The sequence below is a fragment of the Mediterranea sp. An20 genome (assembly GCF_002160055.1).
GTDB lineage: Bacteria > Bacteroidota > Bacteroidia > Bacteroidales > Bacteroidaceae > Bacteroides > Bacteroides avicola.
The window spans coordinates 24,808-30,807 of sequence record NZ_NFJV01000037.1 but is presented as its reverse complement, the minus strand read 5'-3'; the positions used below and the strand labels follow the sequence as shown (position 1 = coordinate 30,807).

At 44.9% G+C, this 6,000-nt stretch carries 4 protein-coding genes; 1 reads left to right on the top strand and 3 read right to left on the bottom strand.

The features are described from left to right. Positions 1-386 precede the first annotated feature (386 nt). Positions 387-1,049 (top strand): uracil-DNA glycosylase, encoded by a 663-nt coding sequence (locus B5F34_RS15625; RefSeq protein WP_087340719.1) that lies wholly within the window; start codon positions 387-389, stop codon positions 1,047-1,049. A 166-nt stretch (positions 1,050-1,215) separates the two neighbouring features. On the opposite strand, the gene B5F34_RS15620 is transcribed toward B5F34_RS15625, so the two are convergent. From B5F34_RS15620 to B5F34_RS15610, 3 genes are all read right to left on the bottom strand, one after another. Beyond that, positions 1,216-3,972 carry a putative LPS assembly protein LptD gene (locus tag B5F34_RS15620; RefSeq protein ID WP_087340723.1) on the bottom strand — a complete coding sequence of 919 codons (2,757 nt, stop codon included), beginning with the start codon at positions 3,970-3,972 and terminating at the stop codon, positions 1,216-1,218. An 81-nt stretch (positions 3,973-4,053) separates the two neighbouring features. After that, positions 4,054-4,590, bottom strand: coding sequence for an HDIG domain-containing metalloprotein (locus B5F34_RS15615; protein WP_087340722.1), 537 nt, complete (start codon positions 4,588-4,590; stop codon positions 4,054-4,056). Positions 4,591-4,845: 255 nt separating this feature from the next. Further along, entirely contained in the window at positions 4,846-5,805 is a 960-nt protein-coding gene (locus tag B5F34_RS15610; protein WP_087340718.1) for a transporter, read from the bottom strand. Positions 5,806-6,000: the final 195 nt, after the last annotated feature.

Genomic DNA, 6,000 nt, shown 5'->3' with positions numbered 1-6,000 from the left:
TCTTCTAAATCTGTCGGATACATAATTATTTCAAGTGTGGAAACTTAAAAATAATCATTTCCGAAGAAAGAAGAAACACTCTTTCTATATTAAACTTTAAAATTTAAACAGGCTCTAAGATTTATATTCAGCTTCCTTTGAGCCTCTTTCGATTTCTTTTCCCGGCATACTTTGTCATGTAGCCCGCTACGTTCCTCAGTACACCGGAAAAATATCCTCGGAAACAGCACTCAAAATAAAGGCCGAACAGAATTAAATAGGTTCTTAACTGATACGATTCGAAACACAAAAACATTGATACTATAAAAGAAAGCTTTCCACCTTCTTCATTCTACGTATTTTTTCGTACCTTAGCAACCCGAACTTTAAAACAAGCAAAGAAGATTATGAATGTACAAATAGAAGAAAGTTGGAAGAAGCATCTACAACCGGAATTTGATAAAGAATATTTCCATGTACTGACCGACTTTGTGCGAAGTGAATACCAAAACGGAACCGTATACCCACCAGGACGTTTAATTTTCAATGCTTTCAACCTCTGTCCGTTTGACAAAGTTAAAGTAGTTATCATCGGACAAGACCCTTACCATGGTCCTGGACAGGCGCATGGACTTTGCTTCTCCGTCAACGATGGAGTAGCTTTCCCCCCTTCCCTACTTAACATTTTCAAGGAAATCAAGAACGACATTGGCACGGATATGCCTACTACAGGCAATCTGACCCGTTGGGCTCAACAAGGAGTACTCCTGCTTAATGCCACACTAACAGTACGGGCCCATCAGGCAGGTTCACACCAAGGACATGGATGGGAAACGTTCACAGATGCTGTCATACGTATGCTGGCTGATGAAAAAGAGCATATAGTCTTCATCCTTTGGGGGGCATACGCACAACGTAAAGGAGCTTTCATAGACAGGAACAAACACTTGGTGCTGGCTTCAGCACATCCTTCGCCCCTCTCTGCCTATAACGGTTTTTTCGGAAACAAACATTTCAGTCGGACCAATGAATATCTGATTGCTCATGGAGAAACGCCCATCGTATGGTAAACAGACCCGAAAGACATCATAAACAACAAATGGCTGTTGGTTTACGTTAAACCCACAAAGACACGAAGTTTTTTGCTTCTGTAGCAGATAGAAGCGATGGAAAGCACACAGTCCTGCCGCATATCAAGCCAGAAATGCCTTCATAGACTCCGTGTCTTTGTGTTTATTAATACCACTGAATATTGCTTTGCGTCTGGCTTCTCTGCTCGTACTTCAAATCCTGCAAGATGCTGGCATTGGCACGGATGGTAAAGTTATAATACTTCCAACGACCAAAAGGCGCAATACTGGCCGACATGCTGAAACAGTGCAAGTCGCGGGTAATATTAAACGTAGTCTGCGTAATTTCCTTTGCATTGAAATCGTAACCGGAGTTAAAATTGACAGACCATTTATTGGAAATCTTTATGTTTCCATTAATATTCAATGCATTAAGGCTGAACTTATAAGGATAGCGCATCCTCTTACGGTTGATGGGTTTACTCGTATCTTCCGAGATATTAAAGCCGGTACTGAAGTTGATAGACCACGGCATCTTGAACACCTGATAGCCATCTTCGTCTACCTCTGCTTTCTGCTTGGTCTTCTTTCCACTGTCTGTTGTGCTTGCGCTCTGTTCGCCGTCGGCTGCAGCATCTCCTTCCCCACTTTTCTCACCGCTTTCTTCATCATCTCCACCCCTAAAGAGTTTCCGTATCTTATTCCACGTATCATTATTAAGCGTCCAGCTGAATGAGGTTCCATAACCCGACCAACGCCCAAAGCGTCCATAAGACCACTCCGTGCGGTTACCCACATATACATTACCGTTTTCGTCAAACTCATAAGCATAAGTGGCAAACCTTGAAGACATACTCAACGTATAATTTTTGGTAATCTTCATTCGAAGCCGGAAGTCCAAGTCGCTCCAAGGCTGCTCCTTAGCGGCAAAGTTATAGGATATGCCCAATCCCAGTTCATCAATCAGACTGATTTTACGGATAGAGTCGTTTTTGTCCCGGTATTTCATCTCTAAGTTATTAGAGAGGTCAAAGGTAACCGTACCCGACTTTCCGGAATATCCGCTGAAGAACGGCTGGTCCTGATAGTAAGAATAACGCACTGTATCCACCGGCAAGCCATTTCTGTCTGTTCTCACATAAGAATCATAGTATCCGTAATGCGACGAACCGAAGTTTGGCGAACCGCTGAAACTGATAGATGGTGTGATGACATGACGAATCTGAATTTCTTTTTTGGGGAAGAGAATCGGCTTGTACATACCATAAATCTTGGTATTGATACCTATGCTCGCGCTGTAGTCATACACCCGGTGGAAACCATAAGTCGTATCTGTTTCTATCTCCTGTTGTGCATGCTCGTCCCATCCCTTGGTTATCTTACGCGGATACCAGCGCTCGGTATAGTTGAACGAAGGAGTCACATTGAAGTAATTGAACAATGTAAAGGTAGCACTGATGGGAATGTTATGCTGCATGGCGTTTTCCCAGTCGCGCACCAGGTTGGACTTGAAAAGCAGATTGTCTTTCGTCTGGATGCTGTTGGTCATACGACCGGTATAGCGCAAATTGATTTTCTCATACCACTTCTCATCCCCCACTCTATGCTTGCGACGGAACGGATAAACCGTGCTCAAAGAGATATTCAAATCGGGCAAGGTAACCGATATGGATGAGTCGCGCATAGTCTGTGCAATATTGGCCGTAGCCGAAATGCTGAGCAAATTATTGAAGAAGTTACGGCTATAGCTGACACTGGAAGTTTTCGTATTCTGAGACATGAGCTGCGAATTATACAGATTGTCTATATTGGTACGCTCATAGCTACTGGTCGAAAAGTTCACACTGGCCGAGAAAGTAGAGTTAGGATTGGCTTTTGCATCCTGACGGTGGCTCCACACAACTTTAAAGTCCTTTGCCACCATATAATCGCTCAATCCTTTGTCGCCGGTTTTCGTCACCTGATAATCGAACTGGAACGACCCGGAGAACTTGTAGCGTTTCACATAGTTGCTCTGTGCGCGCAAAGCCCACGACCCTTTAGTAAAGATATCAGCCGTAAGCTGCAAATCCATCTGGTCGCTGATGGCAAAGTAATAACCTCCGTCTGTCAGGCCGAAACCTCTGCTGGAGTCATCCATGTAAGTAGGCATAAGGAAACCGGACTGATAGCTGCTGGAGAAAGGGAAGAAGAAAAACGGCACGGCCAGAGGCAGCGGCACATCTTCCACCACCAGATAAGCAGGACCGGTCACTACATTTTTCTTGGGGCGGACCTTGGCGTAGGTCATCTGCATGTAAAAATGCGGATGTTCATGGTTATCACACGTAGTATAACGGCCTTTTTTCATATAAAGTTCGTCACCGGAACCTTTCTTGGCATTATTGCCGGTCACATACCCCTCACCCTGCTGGCTCACCACATTGCTGATAAGTCCTTTTTTGCTCTTGAAATTATAACGGATAGTGTTGGTCTCATACGGAGTATCACCGTCTTTGAAAACCGGAAGTCCCTGCATCACCCCCACCGAATCTTCCACGCCGTGGGCATAGACCGTACTGCTATCCATGTTCATACTGATGACTTCGGCTGTCAGCTCAATATGCTGTGAAGGATAATTGACTTTTCCATCTCCAAAGAGGTGAGCATAGCCATCTTGCGTAAAAACAATGGAGTCGCTGGCTTCATAGGAGACAGGAGCATCCAACCCGTCTTTCTTTTTGGGTACAGTATCTACACTCAACGAATCCGACAGCAAAGTATCTGCCGGCAATGAATCGTTTTGTTGCAGGATGGCTTGCGTTCGGTTACCGCTCCACCGTCCTTCCCTTCCCCAACGCTGCGAGTCAGCCTCAACGGAAATAAGAAGCAACAAAAACAATACTATAAATGATATGATTACATTCGCTTTCAAGGACGTCAATAAATAATTAAATGGCACAAACCGCGGCAAAAGTACGGAAAATAATAGGGATAAGCATTCTTTTTCACAGTTTTTTAAATGCTATAAGAACATCTTACACCAATGGTCAAAACGTCGGACACCTGCCTCTCCATATTTTTCAAGACTTTTGCGTGCTTTTTCCACACTTTTCTCGCAATCCAGATGGGTTTTAGAATAAAACTTGTCAGCGAAACAGATGAGCTGTTCCTCCAAACTGACAGGCACCATCTCCCGATGAGGAACCGGCAGATTCTGAGCTATAATCTGCTCTAATGAAAGTCCGGCTCCCGTATGACGTTCGCACACCAAGGCGTGACGCGGAAAGCCTTCGGAACGCATCAAGTCGGCCCCCAGATAGCCATGACAGATATAGGGCTTGTCGCCAAAACAGAAAATGGTATCGGCATTGGTCAGAAAAATGCCGATGTCGTGCACCATGGCCCCCTCTCTGAGGAAATCCCGGTCGAGCTTCAGTTCGGGATGACGGTCGGCTATCTGCAGTGCCTTGTCGGCAACCGACTGGCTGTGCGTCAACAGGATATGCCGCAATTCGTTTTCTTCAGGATAATACTTGTCAATAATATCAATAGGATTCATTGCTTTCATACTTGATACGGGGGGCAAAAATACAAATTATTCCGTAACAAACCTGCACTTTACAGCTACATTAACACGGAAGCGCCCCAAACTTTTAACCTTATAGAGACATAGAAGACAGACAAATCCATATCATCCTGATAAGCAACGCATTGCTTCTTATATATAGGAAGCGGCGTGCTTATATACAAGAAGCTGACTGCTTATATATAGGAAAGTGACCGCTTATATATAGGAAAGTAGCTGCCAACAGCCTTACTCTCCCTTTTCCTCCCGTCTCCGCTTTTTCCACAACTGCCAGGAATTGATGAGATTCTGCCACAAGACGTATGAACCCGGTCCTACAGAAGATAACGGATTCAAATAGGTATAAGCCATCCAGATAGCCAGCACCGTATTTTTCTGTCCTAAAGCTTGCCCGCCACTGATGCGTTCTGCATAATGCCCACCGATACGCTTGCCCAAGTAGAACTGGAGGCAACACGCCAAAAGCCCAGCCAAAGCAATAAGCCACTTCACCCACGAGGGAGCATCGCTATTGACCAATGAACGCACCGTCTGCCCCGACACGATAGCCAGAGATACTCCCCACAAATAAAAAGCCGCCCCATGAAATTGCAGCAGCCAGGCATGTATCCTGGGCACAAAGGCCCTCAGGAACCAGGCCAGCAGAAACGGACATATCAGCAGAGGAAAAACTTTACTCAGAATTTTAAGGAAAGACGACCAGAATGTAACATTGGCATGCGGCTCTACCCACGGAAAGACCAAGGGCACGACTACGGCCGCCAACAGATTGGACAGCAGTGTATAAGTAGTCAAGCTGGACGCATTTCCTCCTAACTTGCCTGTTATGACAGCTGCTGCAGTAGCTGTGGGGCAAATCAGACAGACCATAGCTCCCTCGAACACCTCGTGATAAACCATATTCATCGGACAAAAGACCAACAGCAACGCTACCGACAGACAAGACAAAAGCTGAAACGAGATGAGCCACCCATGCCAAGCCTTGGGTGCCAGTTCCCGGACTTCTACTTTACAAAAAGTAAGTAACAATTGCGAAAAAATAAGCAAGGGGGTCAATACAGCCACTATCCAGTTAATGGCAGGCTTGGCAGGAGCCAGGAATGACACTCCGGCAAACAAATAGTAAATCAGCGCACCCGATGCCATAGCAACAGGCAATGTCCAGTTTTTCAGAAAACGAATCAGCATAGTAAACTATTGACAATTCTACCAAAAGCGTTTCCTCTCTTTAGGAAAGCACTTCCATACTCAATTTTAACGCCCGCAAAATTACGCCCTTCTCCTGAGAATCTTATCCTGTATCCACTTTTTTTTGCTCTATTAAGCAGAAAAAGTATAAAACTTAAACCATACGCATGAGTTTTCTACAAAATTGCACTAAAT